The organism is Brevibacillus sp. NPDC058079, assembly GCF_042885155.1.
In the GTDB taxonomy this organism is placed as follows: domain Bacteria; phylum Bacillota; class Bacilli; order Brevibacillales; family Brevibacillaceae; genus Brevibacillus.
On the sequence record NZ_JBHVSO010000005.1, the window covers coordinates 299397 to 319686 of the forward strand.

Annotated in this window: 17 protein-coding genes; 15 read left to right on the forward strand and 2 right to left on the reverse strand. The window is 49.9% G+C overall.

Going from position 1 to position 20290, the window contains the following annotated elements; translation table 11 throughout:
* Positions 1–28 precede the first annotated feature (28 nt).
* Genes ACFVS2_RS17300 through cysC form a run of 7 tightly spaced genes read left to right on the forward strand, consistent with a single transcriptional unit; the run spans position 29 to position 6835 of the window.
* Complete coding sequence (locus tag ACFVS2_RS17300; protein WP_390235946.1) at positions 29–841, forward strand: sirohydrochlorin chelatase; 813 nt, start codon at positions 29–31, stop codon at positions 839–841.
* The gene (locus ACFVS2_RS17305) at positions 807–2423 is read left to right on the forward strand and encodes a nitrite/sulfite reductase (protein WP_390235948.1); all 1617 of its coding nucleotides are present in this window, start codon (positions 807–809) and stop codon (positions 2421–2423) included. The genes ACFVS2_RS17300 and ACFVS2_RS17305 overlap by 35 nt, the downstream gene beginning before the upstream one ends.
* A 38-nt stretch (positions 2424–2461) precedes the next feature.
* Positions 2462–2701, forward strand: a complete 240-nt coding sequence (locus tag ACFVS2_RS17310; RefSeq protein WP_390235951.1) for a DUF3906 family protein — start codon at positions 2462–2464, stop codon at positions 2699–2701.
* Positions 2702–2757: 56 nt separating this feature from the next.
* Positions 2758–4278 carry a uroporphyrinogen-III C-methyltransferase gene (gene cobA, locus ACFVS2_RS17315; protein ID WP_390235953.1) on the forward strand — a complete coding sequence of 507 codons (1521 nt, stop codon included), beginning with the start codon at positions 2758–2760 and terminating at the stop codon, positions 4276–4278.
* Positions 4279–4293: 15 nt separating this feature from the next.
* A complete protein-coding gene (locus tag ACFVS2_RS17320; RefSeq protein WP_390235955.1) occupies positions 4294–5010 on the forward strand; it encodes a phosphoadenylyl-sulfate reductase in 717 nt (238 codons plus the stop codon).
* A gap of 40 nt (positions 5011–5050) precedes the next feature.
* Entirely contained in the window at positions 5051–6190 is a 1140-nt protein-coding gene (sat, locus tag ACFVS2_RS17325) for a sulfate adenylyltransferase (protein ID WP_390235958.1), read from the forward strand.
* A 39-nt stretch (positions 6191–6229) separates the two neighbouring features.
* Positions 6230–6835 (forward strand): adenylyl-sulfate kinase, encoded by a 606-nt coding sequence (cysC, locus tag ACFVS2_RS17330; protein ID WP_390235960.1) that lies wholly within the window; start codon positions 6230–6232, stop codon positions 6833–6835.
* Between the two features lie 63 nt (positions 6836–6898).
* Here the strand turns inward: cysC and ACFVS2_RS17335 are convergent, their stop codons facing one another.
* On the reverse strand, positions 6899–8173 hold the full coding sequence (locus tag ACFVS2_RS17335) for a hypothetical protein (RefSeq protein WP_390235962.1): 1275 nt from the start codon (positions 8171–8173) through the stop codon (positions 6899–6901).
* On the opposite strand from ACFVS2_RS17335, the gene ACFVS2_RS17340 reads away from it, so the two are divergent.
* Positions 8067–11297 (forward strand): DNA translocase FtsK, encoded by a 3231-nt coding sequence (locus tag ACFVS2_RS17340; RefSeq protein ID WP_452101581.1) that lies wholly within the window; start codon positions 8067–8069, stop codon positions 11295–11297. The two genes, ACFVS2_RS17335 and ACFVS2_RS17340, sit on opposite strands and share 107 nt — an antisense overlap.
* A gap of 104 nt (positions 11298–11401) precedes the next feature.
* Positions 11402–11803 carry a hypothetical protein gene (locus ACFVS2_RS17345; RefSeq protein WP_390235964.1) on the forward strand — a complete coding sequence of 134 codons (402 nt, stop codon included), beginning with the start codon at positions 11402–11404 and terminating at the stop codon, positions 11801–11803.
* A 56-nt stretch (positions 11804–11859) separates the two neighbouring features.
* On the opposite strand, the gene ACFVS2_RS17350 is transcribed toward ACFVS2_RS17345, so the two are convergent.
* Positions 11860–13398 (reverse strand): glycosyl hydrolase family 28-related protein, encoded by a 1539-nt coding sequence (locus ACFVS2_RS17350; RefSeq protein ID WP_173618565.1) that lies wholly within the window; start codon positions 13396–13398, stop codon positions 11860–11862.
* A 192-nt stretch (positions 13399–13590) separates the two neighbouring features.
* On the opposite strand from ACFVS2_RS17350, the gene ACFVS2_RS17355 reads away from it, so the two are divergent.
* The 6 genes from ACFVS2_RS17355 to ACFVS2_RS17380 are packed head-to-tail and all read left to right on the forward strand — an operon-like array spanning position 13591 to position 20283.
* Complete coding sequence (locus ACFVS2_RS17355) at positions 13591–14574, forward strand: NAD-dependent epimerase (RefSeq protein WP_173618564.1); 984 nt, start codon at positions 13591–13593, stop codon at positions 14572–14574.
* Positions 14567–15847, forward strand: coding sequence for a nucleotide sugar dehydrogenase (locus ACFVS2_RS17360; protein WP_390235967.1), 1281 nt, complete (start codon positions 14567–14569; stop codon positions 15845–15847). The genes ACFVS2_RS17355 and ACFVS2_RS17360 overlap by 8 nt, the downstream gene beginning before the upstream one ends.
* Before the next feature lie 40 nt (positions 15848–15887).
* Positions 15888–17783 carry a polysaccharide biosynthesis protein gene (locus ACFVS2_RS17365; protein ID WP_173618562.1) on the forward strand — a complete coding sequence of 632 codons (1896 nt, stop codon included), beginning with the start codon at positions 15888–15890 and terminating at the stop codon, positions 17781–17783.
* Entirely contained in the window at positions 17780–18868 is a 1089-nt protein-coding gene (locus tag ACFVS2_RS17370) for an LCP family glycopolymer transferase (protein WP_390235970.1), read from the forward strand. The genes ACFVS2_RS17365 and ACFVS2_RS17370 overlap by 4 nt, the downstream gene beginning before the upstream one ends.
* A complete protein-coding gene (locus ACFVS2_RS17375; protein WP_173618560.1) occupies positions 18861–19613 on the forward strand; it encodes a YveK family protein in 753 nt (250 codons plus the stop codon). Before ACFVS2_RS17370 ends, ACFVS2_RS17375 begins: the two co-directional genes overlap by 8 nt.
* Positions 19588–20283, forward strand: a complete 696-nt coding sequence (locus tag ACFVS2_RS17380; RefSeq protein ID WP_173618559.1) for a CpsD/CapB family tyrosine-protein kinase — start codon at positions 19588–19590, stop codon at positions 20281–20283. Before ACFVS2_RS17375 ends, ACFVS2_RS17380 begins: the two co-directional genes overlap by 26 nt.
* Positions 20284–20290: the final 7 nt, after the last annotated feature.

Consider the following 20290-nt stretch of genomic DNA (forward strand, 5'->3'; position numbering starts at 1 on the left):
AAATAAGTTTGGATAAGGGGATTATCCGATGGCGAAAACAGCGGTTTTGGTAATTGCTCACGGTTCACCCGATCCTGACTGGTTGGCATTGGTGGAATCAGCCGTTTGGCAGTGCCGCACTGATTTGCCAATTCGGGTAGCTTACTTGGGAGGAGTGGAAGGACGAAGCATCAGCGATGAAGTGAAACGTCTGGAAGCATCAGGAGCGACAACGATTGTCGTCGTTCCGCTATTCGCTACAGCAGGAAGCAATCACGTAGGGGAAATCCGCGCGATGCTTGGACTAGACCCATGGCCGACAGGAGATACAGACCTGATTCGCGTACCGGTTCAGGCAAGAATTCTCTGGTGTCCGCCATTGGAGGATCACGGAAACGTCGAGCAGATCGTGGCAGAGCGAATCGCAAGTCTATCACGCTTGCCTAGTCAGGAGGCTTTGTTGCTCGTCGGGCACGGCAGTGACTTGCCTGGATGTCATGAGCGCTGGGAAAAGCTGCTCTTGCGTCTGACATTCCGCTTGCAAAACCGCTACCAATTTGCCGCTGCCGGATATGCGACACTGAGGCCCGATACACTGTACGATCAAGCTTGTTCACTGGCACAAAAAGGGGACGTCCTCGTGCTTCCTCTGTTCGTCAGCCAGGGCTACTTCACGCGACAAGCAATCCCGAAACGGCTTGCGGGCTTGGCTTATCGCTATGAGGGCAGTGCGTACTTGCCCCACCCCCTGATTGCGGACTGGATGAGCCAATCGATTCGAATGGCATTGGTAACTGACATCTTCACACAAAGGAGCATGTACGAGCATGGTAGAGAGAAAGCAGTGGAAGTGGGCTGCTGATCCTTCCCTCAACAAAATGGAGTTTACGAAGCTGGAAAAAGACGGACTGGACGTCATCGAAACGATCGTAAACACCTATTCCAAAGAAGGCTTCGCATCGATTGAATCTTCTGATATGGATCGATTTAAATGGGCAGGCGTTTATCAGCAGCGACCAAAGGACGGCCACTTCATGATGCGCGTGCGCATACCTGGAGGCATTTTGAACAGTGAACAAGCTCGGGTGCTCGCCAACATCGCGGAAGATTATGGACGTGATCTGGTGGATGTGACCACACGTCAGGCCGTGCAATTTCACTGGCTCACGGTAGAATCGCTCGCTGACATTTTTGATCGGCTCGCATCAGCGGGACTATCCTCTTTTGAAGCATGTGGAGACTGCCCGCGGCAAATCATGGGGAACCCACTGGCAGGCATTGATCCGCATGAAGTGCTAGATACGCGTCCTATTGTAGCGAAGTTGGAAAAATTTTTCTTGCTCAATCGTGATTTCTCCAATCTGCCACGCAAGTATAAAATATCGGTTTCTGCCAATATTCATAACGCCGCGCATGCGCAAATCAACGACCTGGCTTTCACTCCGGCCAAAAAAGTCATGGCTGGCGAGGAAGTAATCGGCTTTCATGTATGGGTAGGTGGCGGCTTGTCAGCGAAGCCATACTTGGCGAAGCAACTGGATGTGTTCGTGCGACCAGAAGAAGTCGTCAAAGTAGCGGCAGGAGTTACGACTCTGTTCCGCGATTTCGGCTACCGTCAAAAACGTACGCATGCACGTCTTAAGTTCTTGGTCGCTGACTGGGGACCGGAAAAGTTCAAGGAGCAATTAATGGAGCTGGTTGGCGAGCTTGAGCCGGGTGGTATCGATTTAACCTCGGGCTGGAATGGTGGATATTTTTACGGCATTCACGAGCAGCGCCAAGCAGGACTATACTACGCAGGCTTGTCTGTTCCCGTTGGACGGATGAATGCAGGGGAGCTAAATGAACTTGCCTGTCTGGCAGACGAATATGGAGATGGAACGATTGGCACCTGTAACACGCAAAATGTCCTGATACGCAATATTCCCGAAGCGAAGGTCGCAGCTTTCCGCAATGAGCCGATGATTGTGAAGCGTTTCAAATTGCAGCCCAATACGTTTGTCGGGTATGCCGTATCGTGCACAGGTACGGAATATTGCAATCTGGCTATCGTGGAAACCAAGGAGCGGATGCGTTCGCTGGCTCACTATTTGGATGATACGGTCGTTCTCGAAACGCCGCTGCGCATTCATATGATCGGTTGTCCGAATTCTTGCGGTCAGCGACAAATTGCGGATATCGGCCTGCAAGGCGCATTGGTCAAGACATCGAACGGGATGGTAGAGGCGTTTGACATCTACGTAGGTGGGACACTGGAGGAGCCGCAATTCAACCGCAAGCTCAACGCGCGGATTACTGTGGACAGACTCGGTCCGTTCCTTGCCCAATTGATCACGCTGTACAAGGCAGATCGTCAGGCAGGCGAACCATACTGGCGCTACGTAGAGCGGGTAGGACTTTCCCATATCCAAGCACAGGTTGACGCCATTCTGCAACCAGCTTAATGCTTGTGCGGGTATAGCCAGGTTAGGGGGGACATGTCATGGAAGAGGAACAAACAGAGAGCTACCTTTACAAGCTGGAAGCCGTGCTAGAGAAAGGGCGGTTACTGACAGTTGTGGTGATCGCCCAAACGGATGAGCGAGCCTTTTCTTCAGCCGAGAACAATCTCTTGCGGCATACGATAGCGCCGCCTCATATCAAAGAGCTGAGCCTGGTGGAAAAGAAGCCGCTCGGACGCCAAGGAGTCGGGTACGTCGTGGAAACCTCCACGTTTGCTTAAATACAGCCAAGACTCTTCCTGTGAAGGAACCAAGCAGCAAGGAGGACGGATTCGTAATGAACACAGGCAGAGTTGTTTTTGTCGGAGCAGGGCCTGGTGACCCAAAGCTGCTGACGATTCGCGGCATGGAGTCGCTTCGTCTAGCGGATGTGATTGTGTACGATCGCCTAGCAAGCCCGCAGCTTCTCTCGTACGCAAAAAAGGGAGCCACCCTCATCTATTGCGGGAAAGAGGCCGATCATCATACATTGCCGCAAGAGGAGATCAACCTTCTGCTCATCCGGGAAGCTCAAAAGGGGAAATACGTCGTTCGACTGAAAGGCGGAGATCCGAGCATGTTCGGGCGGGTAGGAGAGGAAGCGCAGATGTGTCGCGACCATTCTATTCCGTTTGAAATCGTCCCAGGGATTACTTCCGGGATGGCGGCTCCGCTCTATGCGGGTATTCCGCTGACGCATCGCGACTACAATTCTTCCGTCGCTTTTGTCACCGGTCACTTTTGTGAAAAAAATGCGGGAAAGGAACCGGACTGGGCTGCCCTCGCGTCGATGGAAACGTTGGTCATCTACATGGGTGTGAAAAATCTGCCTCGCATCAGGGAGCGCCTTCTTGCGCATGGAAAAAACGCTCATACGCCCGTTGCTCTCGTGCGCTGGGGGACGGTGCGTGAGCAGGAGACGTTGATCGGCAAGCTTGGAACGATAGATAAGGAAGTCGAGCAGGCTCGTTTTGCTGCACCCGCTATCATTATCGTAGGTGAGGTCGTCCGTCTGCGGGAATCGCTGAATTGGTACGAATCACGCCCCTTGTTCGGACAGCGAGTAGCCGTTGCAAGAAGAGCAAGCGATGAAGGAAATAGCGAGCTCGTGATTGCCTTGGAGCAGTTGGGCGCCGAAGTCATGCCGATTCCTTTGATCGAACGCTGCACGTTTGTCACACCATTGACCGAGTTTGCCGCTTATCGTTGGCTCGTCTTCGAGAATGAACAGCAAGTATCTTTTTTTACTTCTGCCTTGCGACAACAGCGTTATGATGTACGACGCTTGACGAGCAAGCTGGCTGTTTGTGGACAACGGCCATTTGAGGCTTTCGAGAAATGGGGGATATATCCGGACTTGGTGCTGGATGAAAACACATCACTGCTGGCATTCCCCGACCTGCTTGCCTTGGAAAAAGAAGAGCAGGTGCTATACGTAGGGGCAAGGAAGCCACAACGAATCTCGCTGGATCACGGCAAGGTGATTCAAGTGATCCAAGCGGGCACGGTGGAATGGGATGAGAAGCACCTCTGTGCGAAAGAGGTAGGATTGTCATTTGACTGGCTAGCGACGGATGACGCCCAGACGCTGTCAGCTCTGGCGCAATTCGCTGGCGATGCCTGGTCAACGACACCGATCGTATGTGTCGGTAAGGAAACAGCAGATGCAGCGAGAGAAATGGGCTGGCAATCCGTGAGCAGCTATACAGATAACGCAATCCATGTAAATGAGCTCATGGCGTGGCGCGACGATGCCAAGCGTGGGCAGAGGCTTGTCTTGTCGACGACTGGTTCGCAGGAAGGATCGTACGCTGAATGATCAAGGAGGGGGCACATGAGCCAGCTGAATTATGCGTCAGCTACAGAGGAACAACTCGCTTCCATCAATAATAGTCTCGCAAAGGGCGACACCATAGATGTAATCAAATGGGCCTACAAAACGTTTTCAGATGATTTGATTTATTCTTGTAGCTTTGGGGCTGAGGCCATGGTGCTGCTCGATATGATCAGCGATGTGAAAAAGGATGCCAAGGTCACTTTTTTGGATACCAATCTCCACTTTTCCGAGACGTACAGCTTGATTGAGCAGGTGAGAGTGAGGTATCCCGCATTGCGGATAACGGTCAAGCAGCCGGACATCACGCTGGCACAGCAGGCAGACCTCCATGGCGAAGAATTGTGGAGCAGGCAGCCGGATATGTGCTGCCATATCCGCAAAGTACAGCCGATGAAAAATGTGCTGACCGGAGCGGTTGCATGGATGTCAGGACTACGCAGAGAGCAGTCTGCCACGAGAGCGGATGTCGAGTTTGTTAATCGCGATGAAAAATTCCAGTCGCTAAAAATTTGCCCGCTCATTCATTGGAAGTCGGAGGAAGTATGGCAGTACATTCGGGCATTTGAATTGCCGTACAACCCCCTTCACGACCAGAGCTATCCGAGCATCGGCTGTGCTCCTTGTACTCGTTCTGTAAAAGAGGGCGAGGATTCGAGAGCAGGGCGCTGGGCGCAAGCAGGGAAAACGGAATGTGGCCTACATCTCGCAAGGTAACGAGAAGAGAAGAACAAACTAAGGATAGGAGGGCTTTTGTATGAGAGGGAAACCTCGCGGGGGAGAGCTAGTAAACCGTTTTGATCCACAGGCAGACCTGTCGGTGACTACGCATGAGGTAGAGATAGATGCATTTGCACTCGCAGATCTGGAGTTAATCGGGATTGGGGGCTACAGTCCGCTTGAGGGGTTTTTGAATCGGGCGGATTATATTTCTGTCGTAGAGCAGATGCGACTGGCAGATGGTACCGTTTGGAGCATTCCGATCACGCTTCCGGTCTCGACCACTGTTGCAGGAGCCTTGCAGATCGGAGACAAGGTACGGTTGAGCCATCAAGGTTCGGTCTATGGCATTCTTGCGATCACCGATATTTATTCACCTGACAAGGAGCGAGAAGCTCGGCTCGTCTATGGTACCGATGATACGAATCATCCTGGGGTGAAAAAGCTGCTGGAGCGTCCCGCCGTTTATTTGGCTGGCCCAATTACGTTGGTAAAGCGCACCGAAAAAGGTCGCTTTGCCCGCTATCACTTCGATCCGGCACAAACGAGAGAAAGATTTGCCGAGAAGGGCTGGAAAACGATTGTCGGCTTTCAGACACGCAACCCAGTCCACCGCGCGCATGAATACATCCAGAAATCAGCTCTCGAAATCGTCGACGGTCTCTTTTTGAATCCTCTCGTGGGCGAAACGAAGGCAGATGACATCCCTGCTGATGTGCGGATGAACAGTTATCAGGTATTGCTGGAAAAATACTATCCGGCTACCCGGGTAGAGTTGGCCGTGTTCCCGGCTGCCATGCGATACGCGGGACCGAGGGAAGCGATTTTTCACGCATTGGTGAGGAAGAATTACGGCTGCACTCATTTTATTGTAGGTCGGGACCACGCGGGTGTTGGCAACTATTACGGGACGTACGATGCCCAGCATATTTTCCGCCAGTTCCAGCCAGAGGAACTAGGGATTACGCCGTTATTTTTCGAGAACAGCTTTTATTGCAAGAGCTGCGAAAACATGGCCTCTACCAAAACATGCCCGCATGATAGTGAGCACCATGTCGCGCTGTCCGGGACAAAGGTGAGGGAAATGCTGGCGCGCGGGGAGGCTCCGCCACCTCAATTTAGCCGTCCTGAGGTCGCGCAGGTATTGATCGAAGGGCTGCGACCGGTGTCCGTATAATCGGCTAGAAGAAAGCAGTTGTAAGAGAGGGGAGAGACGATGAGTAGAGAGGACACCGCGAATATCGTATGGCATCCGACGACGGTAACCAAACAAGACCGTCAGAAGCGTGCAGGCCACAAAAGCTGTGTCTTATGGTTTACGGGGCTGTCTGGTGCTGGCAAATCGACGTTGGCCAATGCAGTCGAACACGAACTGCATCAAAGAGGGCTAGCCAGTTACGTACTGGATGGTGACAATATACGTCACGGCTTAAACCGCGGGCTGAAGTTTGGGACAGAGGATAGACGGGAAAATATTCGCCGAATTGGCGAGGTCGCGAAGCTGTTCGTAGATGCAGGCGTGATTACCTTGACGGCATTTATCTCTCCCTATCGGGAAGACCGGGAGCTTGCACGTAATCTGGTAGAGGCGGGAGAATTCATCGAGGTATATGTAAAATGTTCATTGGATGAGTGTGAGCGCCGGGATGTGAAGGGCCTCTACCAAAAAGCGAGAAGCGGAGAGATTGGTCAGTTTACGGGGATTTCAGCACCGTATGAAGCGCCTCTTCAAGCGGAACTGGTCATTGAGAGCGACAAGCAGACGATTGAAGAATCTGTCCAGATTGTCCTTACATACCTGGAAGAGCACCAAATTCTCTAGTTTTATGGATACGGAAAAAAGCACGACGCGAGAGGCGCCGTGCTTTCTTCGTGAGGAAAAATATTACTTCGTAGTGGTCGCTGCTTCTTCAGCTTCCAGATCCTCAGACATTTCTTCCATCCATTTTTGTTGATCAACCATGCTTTCAGCGATTGGACGAACAAAGCCTTTGTCGCTAAAGCTGTTGATTGCTTTTTCATCTTTCACCAGCTGTTCTACAGTCAGACCAGCATCTTTTGCTGGGGCATTGAACTTGGTTGCTTTTCCGAAGTTGTATGCATATTGATCAGCAGCCAGACCGATTGTTACAGCTTGCTTCATTTCTGGAGCTTGGAAAGTTACGCTCAGATCGCTTGTTTGTTTCACAGGCATTTTGTTGCTGTCGATGTAGAAGTCGAGGTTCCAAGCGAGCTTGTGGAAGCCTTCTTTTTTCATTTCTTCTACGATTTTTTCAGGTGTGTATACTTTACCTGTTTCTTCCAGCCATTTTTTCGCTTCAGCCATGCTCTCGTTGATCATTGCTTCTGCATTTGCACGCTTCTCAGCTTCTGTAGTTTTCTTGCCCAGTTCTGGATACAGATCTTCTGTCATGGAAGTGGTCAGTACCATCATATCGATCGCAAAGTCTTTTACTTCTTTGCTAGCTACTGCATCGTTAGCTGTGAAGAAGAACATTTTCACGAGTTCTTTTGCGTCGATTTTTACAGTTACGTGAGTCGCTTCTACTTTTTCACCGTTCGGCAAAGTAACGGTTTGTTTGCCATGGTTTTTCGCGTCAGTCAATGTATAGCCATATTTACTTACATACTTTTTAACAAAGTTGAAAGTAAGGTCGTTCATTTTGTCTTGGTAGTCTTTCAGCTTCGCAGCGTTAGCAGCATCGGAGCCGCCAAGCTCAGCCATGAAAGGATTGGATGCGCTCGAATCGATTACCAAGTATTTGCTGTCCAGCGGAGACTTCACGTAGACTTTATCTTCGTCAACGATCGTTTCCACAGATGCTTTTTTGTCGCCTGTCCAGAGCTTGTTGTCACGCAGGAGCTTGTCGTCTTTTACTTCTACTTCAAACTTCACAGTGTCCAGATCCAGTTGGGAGCCTTTTACTGTTACGCCTGCTTTCAAAGCGGACAACAACGCCGTTCCTTCTTTGTCAGCCGTTTCTCCGAATGCTTCAGGCAATTTCTCAACGTCGCCTGTCAGCTTCAAGGAGCCTTCAAAATCATAGTTTGGCTTGTCAATTGTCGCTACGATAGAATCACGCACCAGGGATGCCTCGCCAGCACAACCGGTCAGCAATACTGTACCTGCTACCAGAAGGGCGCTTCCTTTTTTCCACATGATGTGTTCCTCCCCTATGTATATTATTTTTTATTCCCCTCTTCTTCTACGCACAAATAGAGAAAAGGTTTCGCAAAAACGGAAAAAAATCACAATCCAGCTAATTCTGCCCCATTTTCGTGGTAAGATGAAGGGGAAAAGATGGTTAGTGAAGAAAGGGCGTTGCAACATGTGGTCGTGGCTTCAAAAGCTGATGAACTTTTTTCAGGGAGAAAGAGAAGAAGAAATAGAAGAAGCAGGTCGTCCAGCAGGTACCGGTAACCCAACAGGTAATCCCGCTCCCCGTCAGCCTCAGGCGAAAACAAAAAGTATATACCCAAAAGAACGGGTAAACAATCGAGATATAGAAGACAATGTGCGTGAAAGAAGAGAGCGTCAATTTCGTTTTCCAGTTGTCCCGGATAACTATTTGGAGAAGAAGCGTAATCATAGCGTAAATCCTGCCGAATCGAATGAACGCAGTCGCCAGCAGGCACCTCGTGAGCGATTCGAGCCCAAGCGTGAAACGGTGCGGCAAGCAAATGAACGTGTGCTGGAAACAAAGGCAGAGCCTGTTTTCGAGAAAAAGAAACCTGAACTTGTTAAGAACAACGTCGAGATACCGCAACGTCCAAACCGTACGCCACAAAAAGAAGCGGAAAAAGTAACGAGACCCGTTTATTCTACTGAGGAAAAGCGTGCCTACCAGCCGTCTGAAATCGTTTCCCCTGTTTATGGGAAGATAACCTCGGCGACGCGCGAGGCAGAGCATCGAATCCATACGACTGCGGGAATCATTTATCCGCGTCTGGAGCAAGAAGAGCATTTGCAGCAGATGAAGCAGTGGGAACAAGAGATAAGCGAGCGGTATTTTCCAGAGGAGCAAGAGACTGCTTCTTTTGAGCAAAATGAACCGCAGCATGTTGTTGTTGGAGATGAATCTGTACATAACGAAAGAGAAGAGACTGCTTCGGAGTCTGCTGTGGCAGAAGCTCTTGATTCAGAACGAGAAGTTGCTGCTTCCGTCCAAATGGAAGAGACGGTAGCAGAAGAAATAGAAGGAAAAATGATGGATACGGAATCGCAAGCTACGGATCTGCAAGATTCTGATTCTGACTCTGATGCTTTTGAGCCAAAAGTCGAAGAGACCGTAGCTGAAGAGAATGAGGTAGAAGAGGCACAAACTGAAGAGATAGAACTTGCAGAATCAATGCCGAGTGAGAATTTCGAAGAGAAGGAATCGGAGTCTATTAGGCAACAAGAACCGACAGACTACTCTCAAACGATGGAAGAGCGACTAGCCGATGAGGAAGCAGAGCATAGACTGATCACTACACTCAGTGAGGTTGTGCAGGTAGAGAGCGATGGTGTCGAAGAGCCTGCCTATACATCTGCTATCAGCAGATTGCTAGAAAGAGCAGAAGTAGATTCACCACAGGAGCTCAGTTCAGCAGATGTGGGTTCGGTTTCCGAAGTTACGCCAGAGCAAACAGAACCAACTGAGCCTGTATCCATTGCTCAACCGATTGTAGAACCAATTATGGAACCAATTATGGAACCGATTGTTGAACCAGTTGCAGAAACTGTTGCAGAATCCGTAGCAGTTCCTGTCCCTGCTACATCCGCTGCACAGCCCGTGAACCTGTCTCAGGCATCCATGGCGATGCAGCCTGCGTCAGCTCCGGTAAAAGACTCGTCCAATGAAGCTGACCAAGGAGCAGAGTCAGCACAGCCGCCATACGCCTTACCGGATTTGGGACTGCTGAATCCGAGCCCACCGGTCAGTGATGACGACGATGAGCATACTCAAATTCAAAAGCTGTTATTGGAAGAGACGCTCGCAAATTTCAATGTCAGTGCTCAGGTAGTAGGGATTGTCAAAGGCCCATCCGTGACACGCTTTGAGTTGCAACCGGCTCCCGGCGTAAAAGTGAACAAGATTACGGGATTGGTTGACGATATCAAGTTGAATTTGGCTGCCAAAGATATTCGCATCGAGGCACCGATTCCAGGACGTAATGCCATCGGAATCGAAGTCCCGAATATGTCCAGTCAGCCTGTATTAATCGAGAAGATCATCAGCTCAGACAAGTTTCAGGAGCATTCATCTCCTCTGGCGGTCGCACTCGGTATGGACATTGGTGGAGAGCCGATTATTGCGGATATTAAAAAGATGCCGCACGGTTTGATTGCCGGCTCGACAGGCTCGGGTAAAAGTGTCTGCATTAACTCTATCATCGTCAGTCTGCTGTACAAGGCGACTCCTGAGCAGGTGCGATTGCTCTTGATCGATCCGAAAATGGTAGAGCTCGCCCCTTACAATCATTTGCCACATCTGGTTACGCCTGTCGTGACGGAGGCCAAGCAGGCAACGGCTTCTCTCAAGTGGGCCGTGGAAGAAATGGAGAAGCGTTATACGCTATTCGTAGAGGCTGGTGTTCGCGATATTGACCGCTACAATCAGACGACAGATGATCAGCTGCCTTATATCGTGATCGTCATTGATGAGTTGGCTGACCTGATGATGGTCTCGCCGCAAGATGTGGAGGATTGCATTATCCGGATCGCTCAGAAGGCACGTGCTTGCGGTATTCATTTGCTCTTGGCGACACAGCGCCCATCTGTGGATGTCATTACCGGAAACATCAAGGCAAACGTACCGACTCGTCTTGCTTTTGCTGTGTTCTCCCAAGTTGACTCGCGTACGATTCTCGATCAATCTGGGGCAGAACGACTGTTGGGTAGAGGGGATATGCTGTTCCTTGAGAGCGGCACGACTCCGGTTCGTCTGCAAGGGAACTTCGTATCGGATGACGAGATCGAGCGAATCACGCACATGATCAAAAAGCAAAGAAAGCCTGCGTACATTTTCAGCAAAGAAGATTTGGATCAGCAGGTTGCATCGTTTGACAGCGGAGATGACCCGTTGTATCTGGAAGCACTCGTGTTCGTGGCTGATCAGGGACAAGCTTCTGCATCTGGATTGCAACGCCGTTTCCGCGTCGGATATAACCGTGCTGCCCGTCTCATCGAAATGATGGAGGCAGATGGGTACGTCGCAGGACAAAGCGGCGGTAAGGCTCGCGCGGTCCTTATTTCCAAGGAGGACGCACAAGCCGTAGTGGAGGGATCGACACTCCTGTAAAAACGAGGGTCTTGCATGGAGCAAGGCCCTTTCTACACGGACGAGTTGCCTAAATATTCAGTAAGGTAGTATGCTATAGGATAGATGTGAGATGGAAAGGACCGATGACGATGAATCCGCTGGCGAAAAAGTATCAGGAGATTGACGACAAAATTGTCTTGTTCAATGAAGAGTATTATTTGAGCGTGGAAAAAATCGACATTGCCGCAATGACGCTGGAAAAAAGGGAGTCGCTCTTTAACCAGCTGTACGATTTCGACAGTTCGGACATGGAACTGGAGATCGATGTCTCCGAGGAAGAAAAGGGCGTTTGGTACCTGCAATTGCTCGTACCGCATGTATTGACGCTGCCTGAGGCTGCCAAAAGACGCATCGAAAATGGAACCAATCTACTCACCCAGCATCTGAAGGAACAGGTAGATGAGCTAGTGAGAACGCAATTGCTCGGGGAAGAAATTTATACCTATGTGAAACGGTACAATCCGGATTTGGAGCGTATTGCCTAATAACAAACATCCATCTATCCCACAACGAGGGGCAAGATGGATGTTTTTCATTTCCCTTAGCTTTTGGCTGTTTTGGTCGCTAGCCAGGTGCAGGCAGTCTTATTTGTCGTAGTCGCAATCCATTCGCACGGTTGATTGTTTACAGGAGTGATCAAGCGTAGTGTATCGCCTTTGAGACCGCCGTATTTGACGGAGGCACTGGGGGCTGCTGCGACATACACCACACGTTCGTTGATAGAAACAGTTGGGATAAAGGTAGAGTTTTCGGATTTGTAGCCGCTAGTGAGGGAAACAGGAACAGGGAGGTTTTTCATGGAGAGGGTTATTTTATCCGAAGACTTGTGATAAAACATTTTTCCAGTAACCTGGCTGAAGTCGCCTCCATCCACGGTGACTACCAATGGGTACGTTCCGGTACCGAAGAGCATGATGGCGTGATCAGAACCGGAATAACGGTTGTTTATGAGGGAAACATTTCCGCAGCGGTTCAACGAAATGTTTTGGGTCAGCCGAGGGTCAAACGAACAGTTTCTCACGGTAACTTGTCTCTCGGCGAGCACATCCCATGGCTCCAAGCTCAAGGCGTAGCCGCCGATGGAAGTCGCCGTATCATTGGCCTCGAAGCTACAGCCATCAAATACAAGACCTACATCCGAATAATCCACGGTCAGACCGGTACCAACCGTCTTTGTACTTCCTTGTGCTGTCGTATGCAATACCCAGCGACAGTTGCTGAAGGTCATGTTTTTCATAAAGTTCACCCGATTTTTCTGATCAGGTGCCGTATAAAAAACCGAGGAGCTGATACAGCCTGTCATGCCAGTGAGACTGAAGCTGGCGAGCGAAACAAGGTGACTACCTTGCACGACCATCGGGGAGGACAGATCTCCCTCCAAGTCGAGCTGTTGACGGCAAGAGACATTGCTCAGGTTTACGAACATGGGTGTGGCTCCGTCGTACCCTTCATTGAGCTCGACCTCAAAACGATCACACGCTACATTCGCTGCATTCAGACGTTCCAGTCCACCTGTCACTGTAATATCTGAGCGTGTTCTCTTGCGGTTGTCGCTGTAAAAATCGGTAACTTGCACAGAGCGGACATAGCAGTTCGTTTCCCCGGCAAAGTAAAAATGGTCGGCGATTCCATCCGTACACCATACTTGTTGTAGCGCTACGTAATTGATATAGCTGCTAGGACCGGCACCACGAATGTAGAAATCGGCGCTATGCTCGTAATCGTAAGGATCGGGAGGCAGCGGGTTTGCTCTTGCATTGGAATCAATCTTTAAGTTGGTGACCACGAAGGAATCAGCATCACCACCCGTGGATGTAATCGAGAACAGCCACCGCCAATCTGCGGCAGTTGAATTGGCTTTCCTTTTTAATACGGAAAAAGGACCGATTCCCTGCATCACTAGGCTTTTTCCTGCTCCTAGGACGGCCTCGAGGCTATTTGGTTCAATTATATAGGTGCCAGCAGGGAAAAATAATGGAATTTGCAGGTTCAGAGCAGCAGTCAAGGCAACCTGGATTGCTTGGGTATCGTCGGTCACTCCATCCCCCTTTGCTCCGTACGTTTTTACATCAATCCACATAAAAGCATTCTCCTCCAAAAAATGGGTAGACAAGATTGTCTTCTTTTCATTTCATTCAACCATTTCTCAAATGTTGACAACCATTTAGTAAAAAGGGCATGGACGACATAAAAATGTGTTCCATAAACTTTGGGCAACCACTGGCATATTTGTCCTAGAACCTCCGTATGAATAAGCAAAGAGGTGGATAGTATGTCGATTTTGGTGACAGGCGCAGCTGGTTTTATCGGTTTTCATGTAGCACGACGGCTTTTGGAACAAGGACAGACGGTGTGGGGGGTAGATAATTGCAATGAGTATTACGACCCGGTCTTGAAGAGCAAACGACTGGAAATCCTCCAAGCGTATCCATCATTTCGTTTTTTCAAAGCGGATATTGCAGATCAGAGCAAAATGGACGAGTTGTTCCGAGAAATGGAGCCGGAGATTGTCATTCACTTGGCCGCTCAAGCGGGCGTCAGGTACAGTTTGGAAAATCCTCATGCCTATACGACTTCCAATATCACCGGGTTTCTGCACATTTTGGAAGGATGCCGACGGTCGAGAGTCAAGCATTTGCTCTACGCATCCTCAAGCTCCGTCTACGGAGGCAATACAAAGCTACCATTTGCGGAGTACGATCCCGTAGATGAGCCGGTCAGCTTGTACGCAGCAACGAAAAAAGCCAATGAACTGATGGCCTATACCTATAGTCATTTATACGGCTTGCCTGCGACGGGACTTCGCTTCTTTACGGTATATGGGCCTTGGGGCCGACCCGATATGGCGCTCTATACGTTTACTAAGGCGATTTTGTCGGGAGAGCCTGTCCGCATTTTCAACTACGGCAACATGACAAGGGACTTTACGTATGTGGACGATATCGTCGAAGGGATGCTGCGACTGATGAATCGAATTCCCCGAAGGGAGGGGGATAAGGCGCCGCATGAGGTGTTCAACATCGGGAATCACCAGCCGATCGATTTGCTTACGTTTCTCTCGATTCTGGAAGAGAAGCTGGGTAAAAAGGCTGTTCGCGACTATTTGCCCATCCAGCCGGGGGATGTTCCTGCTACCTATGCGTCAGTGGAAGCTCTGTATGAGGCGACAGGCTTTCGACCGAAAACACCAGTCGATGTGGGGATATCTCGCTTTGTAGACTGGTACGTCAGCTATTATGGTGTCGCCCATGCGTAAAAAAGTGGGAGTAGTAGGTCTTGGATATGTAGGACTGCCTGTCGCGATTGCTTTTGGCCAAGTGCTTCCAGTGGTGGGTTTTGACATAGACGATAGACGCATACGCAGTCTGGAAAGCGGAATGGATGAAACGGGAGAGATGTCTACAGATGAGCTAAAGCGAGCCAACATCACGTATACAGATGACCCCGCGAGTCTCGCAGCGTGTGATTTTATCATCATAACGGTGCCCACTCCTGTCGATTCTGCGAAACGGCCCGATATGCGGGCACTCATTCTCGCGTCTGAAAGCGTTGGGCAACATCTGACTTCAGGGACCATCGTCGTCTATGAATCGACAGTTTATCCAGGGGCAACAGAAGAAATTTGTATTCCTGTATTGGAACAAGCGTCTGGAAAGCTGGCGGGGATTGATTTTTTCGTCGGCTACTCACCTGAACGAATTAATCCGGGGGATCGGGAACGGAGATTGTCCCAGATCGTCAAGGTCGTCTCAGGGCAAGATCGCCAGACGTGTGAAACGATTGCCGAGATGTATGGGGTGATTGTAGAGGCGGGTATTCACAAAGCGCCCTCGATTCAGGTGGCTGAGGCAGCCAAGGTGATTGAGAACACGCAACGCGACATCAATATCGCCTTGATCAATGAGCTCTCGATTATTTTTGACCGCTTGGGCATTTCTACGGTAGATGTGCTCCAGGCCGCTCGAACAAAATGGAACTTCCTTCCATTCTCTCCAGGACTAGTCGGTGGTCATTGCATTGGTGTCGATCCGTACTATTTGACATACAAGGCGGAGAGTGTTGGTTATCATCCCCAGGTCATACTGGCAGGACGACGGATCAATGACGGTATGGGCAAGTTCGTCGCGACCTCACTCGTGAAGCAAATGATCTGGCAAAATATTGCGATTCAAGGCTCGCGAATTACGATCATGGGCATCACCTTTAAAGAAAACGTGTCGGACATTCGCAATAGTCGGGTCATCGACATTATTCAGGAACTAAAGGAGTTCGGAGTAGAGGTCCAAGTGACAGATGAATTGGCTTGTCCAGAGCGGACGAGAGAGGAATACGGCATTCAATTGCGAGAGTGGGAAGACCTGCAGCCTGCCCACGGAATCGTATTGGCCGTACCTCATGAGCGATATCTGCACCTGGGATGGGAGGAGCTTGCCGGACTCTTGTATCAGGGTCAAGGTGTCATCGCAGATGTGAAAAGCGTGCTAAATCGAGAAACATGCCCGGCAGAAATTAGCCTGTGGCGTTTATGATGACCATTGTTTGAATAACGATCACCTGGAGCGGATGAATATGAGCTACCGGAAGAGAAGATTCTGGTTAAGCTTATCGGATGCAGGAATTATCAGCTTGGCTGTCTGGTTGGCCTGCCTGGTTCGATTTGATTTTTCTTTCACAGCGATAAGCGAATATCACCCTATGGATTTGATGATTGGCCACGTACTGTTCGTCGTGACAGGTATGCACTTCGCTCAACTCTATCGACCTGTTTTCCGCTATGTCAGTGTTCGCGAACTGGTCTCGATCATTTTAGCCACGAGCTTTTCCGTTTTGGCTCTCTACCTGGTACTGAAGATGACGTACCTGTTTGGTTGGTCCATCCGATTTCCCACCTCACTCTTTCTCATGACGCTGGCCTTTGTTTTGCTCGGGATCACAGGCTCTCGGTTTGTATGGAAGTGGTGGTATGAAGAGCGGGAGAAAAGAACACAGGATCGCAGGCGCACATTAATTATCGGGGCAGGTAGTGCAGGTGTGCTCGTAGCCAGAGAGATGAAAACCTCGCCTTTGTCGGAGCTGCGTCCAGTGGCCTTTATCGATGATGAGCCCAGCAAACAAAATCTGCGCGTGTACGGCCTGCCGGTTGTAGGGAATCGGGCTGATATCGCCCGCGTCGTGCAACGACTTTCCATATCAGACATCGTGATTGCTATGCCATCCGCATCCCGGCAGACGATTAAGGAGATTTTCGACATTTGCAAAACGACGAGAGCGAGTGTCAAAATTTTGCCGCACGTAGCAGACATCATCAGCGGAAAAATCACGATGAACATGATTCGGGATGTAGCGTTGGAGGATTTATTGGGAAGGGAGCCTGTTCAGGTCAATCTGGAAGAGATTACGGGGTACTTGCGGCAGCAAGTCGTACTTGTGACAGGAGCGGGCGGCTCGATTGGGTCCGAGCTTTGCAGACAAATAGCTAGATTTGGTCCGAGGAAACTTCTTCTCTTAGGGAACGAAGAGAACGGCATTTTTGAAATGAGCCTAGAGCTCTCGCGTTTGTTTCCTGAGCAGGAGACGGTCAGCCTGATTGCAGATATTCGTGACAGACAAAGAATTGCTTCGATAATGCATGAGTATCGTCCCGCCGTTGTTTTTCATGCCGCAGCCCACAAGCATGTACCGTTAATGGAGAACAACCCGTGTGAGGCATTGAAGAATAACATTCTGGGTACGAAAAACGTTGCGGAATGCGCACTGGAAACCAGCGTCTCTCATTTCATCCTGATCTCGACGGACAAGGCAGTGAATCCAACCAGTGTGATGGGTGCCACGAAAAGGATTGCTGAGCTTCTGATCCAGGGTTATAACCATTTCGGACTTACCCGGTTTGCAGCTGTTCGTTTTGGAAATGTCCTGGGGAGCAGGGGAAGTGTCGTTCCCGTTTTTCTTAATCAAATCCGGGCAGGTGGACCGATTACCATTACACATCCAGATATGGAGAGATTCTTTATGACCATTCCTGAGGCTGCCCAGCTCGTCATCCAGGCGGGAGCACTCGCTCAGGGAGGGGAGATATTCATCCTCGATATGGGGAAACCGGTCAAAATTGTCGATATGGCCCTCGACCTGATTCGCTTGGCAGGCTTGGAGCCCGGGAAGGATATTCCGGTTGTATTCACGGGAGTTCGTTCGGGAGAGAAGCTGTACGAAGAAATTTTGACGGAGGAAGAAGGCTTGTCGTCTACTTGCCATAATCGCATCTTCATAGGGAAGCCGCTCGATTTTTCCTGGAATGAGCTCTTGGCAGGGATCGCCCGGTTGGAGCAAATTGCAGACAAGGGAGCGACGATGGAGGACAAACAATCCATCATTGAGATTTTGCAAGGGATCGTTCCAGGCTATCAATCCACTTCTTACGTGAAGGAAGAGTCTACGCCAGTCCCTTATCAAGTGGCGATCGGATGAGCGTCAGCAAATGGAAGGAAAAGATCGCCACGATAAAGTGGAAGCGGCTGCTTGTATGGGGAGGATTGATTTGTCTCATCAGTTTGAGTGGTTATGGTGTGTACGTCTATCTGTCGTTAAAAGAAACGGCCAGCAAAATGTACCTCCCTGTCCGCACGCAGAAATCTATCGAGATATCTGTAGCGACTGAACCAGCATCTGTGAGGCAATCACCGCCCATGAATTCCCAAGAAGCAACGACATTGCCAGCGGTTGAAGGGGAGAACTCCGCTATCTTGCCTAAAGAACCGATCACACTGCTGCTTCTTGGCGTTGATGAACGAGAGAATGACAAGGGGCGCTCTGATGTCATCCTCGTACTCTCCGTCAACCCGAAAACGAAATCTGCGTTGCTCATCAGCATACCGCGTGATACGCGAACAGCTATGGCTCACAAAGGTAGCCAAGATAAGATCAATCACGCTTATGCATTCGGCGGCGTGCAACAGGCAGTAGACACCGTCGAGCAGTTTCTTCAATTTCCCATTGATTACGTGGTGACCGCGAATATGGAAGGATTCGCGGGTGTGATCGATGCGCTGGGAGGAGTGGAAGTCAACAACAAGCTTGCCTTTACTTATGCGGATTACACCTTTCCGATCGGTCCCATCCAGCTAGACGGGAAGCAAGCCTTGGTCTACGCTCGCATGCGCTACGAAGATCCGAGAGGCGACCTCGGGCGCAACGAAAGACAGCAGGAAATCATCAAGGCATTGCTGGACAAAGGTGTAACCCTTGCATCGCCTACCCGATTGAATGACGTCCTTACGACGATGGGGAAATACGTGAAAACGAACATGACCTTTGATGTGATGAAACAGCTTGCCCTAAGCTATAGCACGGCAGTTACCTCCGTCGAGACGATTCGTTTGGAAGGAAAGGGTCAAATGATCAATGGAATCTACTACTATATCGTCAGTCCGCAAGAGCGTGAGAGGTTGACCGAGAGTCTTTCAACTTTTCAAAAACAAATCGAACCTCCCGTACAACTGCAGAAAGAAGGAAGTGACAGCATAGCGGGGCAAAGGGGGAAGCAGGATGAATGAGGAGCTTAATCTTCGTGAAATACTCCTGATGTTGTTGAAGCGATGGAAGCTGATCCTTTTGATTACCTCTTTATGCACCATCGGAACAGCGCTCGTGAGCTTCTATTTACTGACACCGATTTATCAGGCTAAGACGGAAATATTAGTGAATCGCTCGCTGGATTCAACCGTAGAGAGCATGCTATCCGTCGCGGAAATTGATTCCAATCTGAAATTGATTGAGACCTATCGCGTGATTATTGAAAGTCCGCGGGTGATGGAGCGCGTGCTCGAAGTGATAGGGGCCGGCGCTACGATGGAGGATCTGCTGCTTCAAACGAAGGTGGAACCAGTCAAGGATTCACAGGTCATTTCCATTACGGTAGAAGATCCGGATCAGGGCAGAGCTGTACTCATCGCCAATACAATCGCGACGACCTTTCAGGGAGAAGTCGTGAAAATGCTTAGCATGAACAACGTGCATATTTTAGCAGAGGCCCGAAACAATCCGGCGGCCATTCCAGTGAGCCCAAAACCGATCCTCAATTCGGTGATTGCTTTTGTCCTCGGGTTGGCAACGTCTATGGTCGTCGTCTTCTTGCTGGTGCAGATGGATACCCGACTTCAATCGGAAAAAGAAGTGGAGGAGTATTTAGGCTTACCTGTACTGGCAACTATTGCGGTAATTGACAAAAAAACGCGGAAGGCATTTCGCCAGCCCAAGGCGGAGGAAGTGAGGAATGAGTATGAGAAGGCAGAAGCCTGATGATCGTTACCAAAAGCTGATCGCCCATTGGGAGCCGCTGTCTCCGCTGGTAGAGGGCTACCGTACCCTTCGCTTAAACATTCAGTTTTCCATGGGCGACAAGCTGATGCAAACGATTTTAGTCACCAGTCCAGGGGCTTCTGAGGGAAAAACGATCACCGCTGCCAACCTGTCCTTGATGATGGCAAAGGATCACAAAAAAACGGTGCTGCTTGATTTTGACTTACGCAATCCGCGGGTACATTTCACCTTTGATATGCCGAATCTGTACGGAATCAGTTCTTACTTTTCGGATATGTGCGAGATTGCAGATATTATTCAACCGTCAGGGGTGTCAGAGCTGTCGATCATCACGGCAGGGCCAATCCCGCATAATCCGGCGGAAATGCTCGGAACGACACGGCTCTTGGAATTGATGGACTATCTGCGCCACAACTATGATTTTGTGATTGTCGACAGCCCGCCATTAATCGTAAGCGACGCAATGGTGCTGGCGAGGGAAATGGACGGCTGTGTCATGGTGGTGGATGCAAGCAAGACGAAGCGGGATTCTGCTGTCAAAGCAGTAGAGCAGTTAAAAGCGGCAGGAGCCAATCTGCTCGGTGTTGTTCTCAACAACAAAAAGGTAGGGAAGAGAGAAGGCTACTACGGATATGGGTACAACGCATAGCAGAAAG

What these genes read in the sequence shown, in the direction of transcription:
- ACFVS2_RS17300 (WP_390235946.1), top strand. Translation starts at nt 29, where the DNA reads ATGGCGAAAACAGCGGTTTTGGTAATTGCTCACGGTTCACCCGATCCT.
- ACFVS2_RS17305 (WP_390235948.1), top strand. Translation starts at nt 807, where the DNA reads ATGGTAGAGAGAAAGCAGTGGAAGTGGGCTGCTGATCCTTCCCTCAAC.
- ACFVS2_RS17310 (WP_390235951.1), top strand. Translation starts at nt 2,462, where the DNA reads ATGGAAGAGGAACAAACAGAGAGCTACCTTTACAAGCTGGAAGCCGTG.
- cobA (WP_390235953.1), top strand. Translation starts at nt 2,758, where the DNA reads ATGAACACAGGCAGAGTTGTTTTTGTCGGAGCAGGGCCTGGTGACCCA.
- ACFVS2_RS17320 (WP_390235955.1), top strand. Translation starts at nt 4,294, where the DNA reads ATGAGCCAGCTGAATTATGCGTCAGCTACAGAGGAACAACTCGCTTCC.
- sat (WP_390235958.1), top strand. Translation starts at nt 5,051, where the DNA reads ATGAGAGGGAAACCTCGCGGGGGAGAGCTAGTAAACCGTTTTGATCCA.
- cysC (WP_390235960.1), top strand. Translation starts at nt 6,230, where the DNA reads ATGAGTAGAGAGGACACCGCGAATATCGTATGGCATCCGACGACGGTA.
- ACFVS2_RS17335 (WP_390235962.1), bottom strand. Translation starts at nt 8,173, where the DNA reads ATGTGGAAAAAAGGAAGCGCCCTTCTGGTAGCAGGTACAGTATTGCTG.
- ACFVS2_RS17345 (WP_390235964.1), top strand. Translation starts at nt 11,402, where the DNA reads ATGACGATGAATCCGCTGGCGAAAAAGTATCAGGAGATTGACGACAAA.
- ACFVS2_RS17350 (WP_173618565.1), bottom strand. Translation starts at nt 13,398, where the DNA reads ATGTGGATTGATGTAAAAACGTACGGAGCAAAGGGGGATGGAGTGACC.
- ACFVS2_RS17355 (WP_173618564.1), top strand. Translation starts at nt 13,591, where the DNA reads ATGTCGATTTTGGTGACAGGCGCAGCTGGTTTTATCGGTTTTCATGTA.
- ACFVS2_RS17360 (WP_390235967.1), top strand. Translation starts at nt 14,567, where the DNA reads ATGCGTAAAAAAGTGGGAGTAGTAGGTCTTGGATATGTAGGACTGCCT.
- ACFVS2_RS17365 (WP_173618562.1), top strand. Translation starts at nt 15,888, where the DNA reads ATGAGCTACCGGAAGAGAAGATTCTGGTTAAGCTTATCGGATGCAGGA.
- ACFVS2_RS17370 (WP_390235970.1), top strand. Translation starts at nt 17,780, where the DNA reads ATGAGCGTCAGCAAATGGAAGGAAAAGATCGCCACGATAAAGTGGAAG.
- ACFVS2_RS17375 (WP_173618560.1), top strand. Translation starts at nt 18,861, where the DNA reads ATGAATGAGGAGCTTAATCTTCGTGAAATACTCCTGATGTTGTTGAAG.
- ACFVS2_RS17380 (WP_173618559.1), top strand. Translation starts at nt 19,588, where the DNA reads ATGAGTATGAGAAGGCAGAAGCCTGATGATCGTTACCAAAAGCTGATC.